This window comes from Nocardia sp. NPDC058497, from assembly GCF_042720195.1.
Lineage (GTDB): Bacteria > Actinomycetota > Actinomycetes > Mycobacteriales > Mycobacteriaceae > Nocardia.
Window position 1 is genome coordinate 1 of the sequence record NZ_JBHXMY010000986.1, and the last position, 1,310, is coordinate 1,310.

The window sequence follows — 1,310 nt, forward strand, 5'->3', positions numbered from 1 at the left end:
GGTTACCCCCGGAACGCGGGCGGGGATGAACGCCTTGAGCCAGAATTTTACCTTCTCGATGGTTACTCGACTCCCATCACTGACGAGCTCGGGTGTCGACCCGGCCGGCACAGCGGCATGGCTCGTTACAGTGCCGGTAAGTCGGTCGATGAGGTTGGACGGTGATTGGCTATCGCCCCAGGTCGCGGCCAGGATCCCGGGGTTCTGTGAGTAGCTGGTTGTGCCGCCGCCAGTACCCGTGTTCCCGTCGGCTACATTCGTGCCGCCGCCCTGCCCGGATGTCTTGTCGAAATAGTTGACCTTCGCGCCGTCTTGGGAATGATTCGACTGTTTACCTCTGCCGTCCTGGGCGTTCGGGGCCCCGACAAATGTGGAGATCGCAGCTTTGGCCAGGTCCGCCAAGATGCGCATCCGTTCCGCCTGTGCCTGTAGATGCGTCTGCATGTTCGTGCCGGCCTGTTGACCCGCTGACGATGCTCCTGCGGCGCCGGCCTGGAGAGCAGCTTGGGCAAGGCCGATGGTGGCCTGCAGACCACTCATGTCGCGGAACATGCTGCCGTTCTGGATCGCTGACAAGATCGCCGCCGTGCCTGCGGGGTCGGGCAGTGTAGTCGGATTGGTGATATTGACAATTGGGCTGCTCAACTGGCCTGGCGTGATGTCTTCGTCCATTGCTCTTGAACCCGACTGAATCGCTGCAATCTCTGTCGGCTGTAGGGGTATTGGCGAGTCCTGCCAGTTCCAGAACCGAGTGATGTCGAGTTTTTCGGCTGAGTTCGCTCGGCCGAGGACAGCTTCGGCGAATGTGCCACCACTCGCAAGGGGAACGACATCAACGCTGGTCGAGCCGACGACGATGCCGCGCGCCTTCAACCAGTCGGCCCACTCGTCGTCGCGATCAGTAACGCTCATCTTGAAGGCGAGATAGTTTCCGACGTAGCGCACTGGCCGTGGATCCACGACCTGGGCGATTGGAACCAGTGACTTTCCGACCTTGACCCTGTACCCCGCGAGCAGCAGAGCAACCTGTGCGCTGTCGAGGGATCGGAACACTACCTGGCTGTAGTAGAGACGATTGGAGCGGAGATGTTTTTTTACGTTCTTGTTGACACCGCCGGGACTGAGCCTGACCACCTTCGTTTCCCCCGAGGACGCTTTCGGGATTGTGACACTGGGTAGTTCGAGAGGGAAGCGGACGCCGTCCAAATTGAGCGTGAGAGACACGGATGCCGATACCTCCGCGGCGGCATCAGCTGGTCCCGCGGCGATATTTTGTAGAAACTGGTTTGCCGTAAGACCGATCCGAGCAA

Annotated in this window: 1 protein-coding gene; it reads right to left on the reverse strand. The window is 60.2% G+C overall.

The window, feature by feature from the left end; genetic code table 11:
- The coding region (locus ACFWPJ_RS33090) for a hypothetical protein (RefSeq protein ID WP_378857499.1) at positions 1 to 1,224 on the reverse strand (1,224 nt) is incomplete at its 3' end.
- Positions 1,225 to 1,310: the final 86 nt, after the last annotated feature.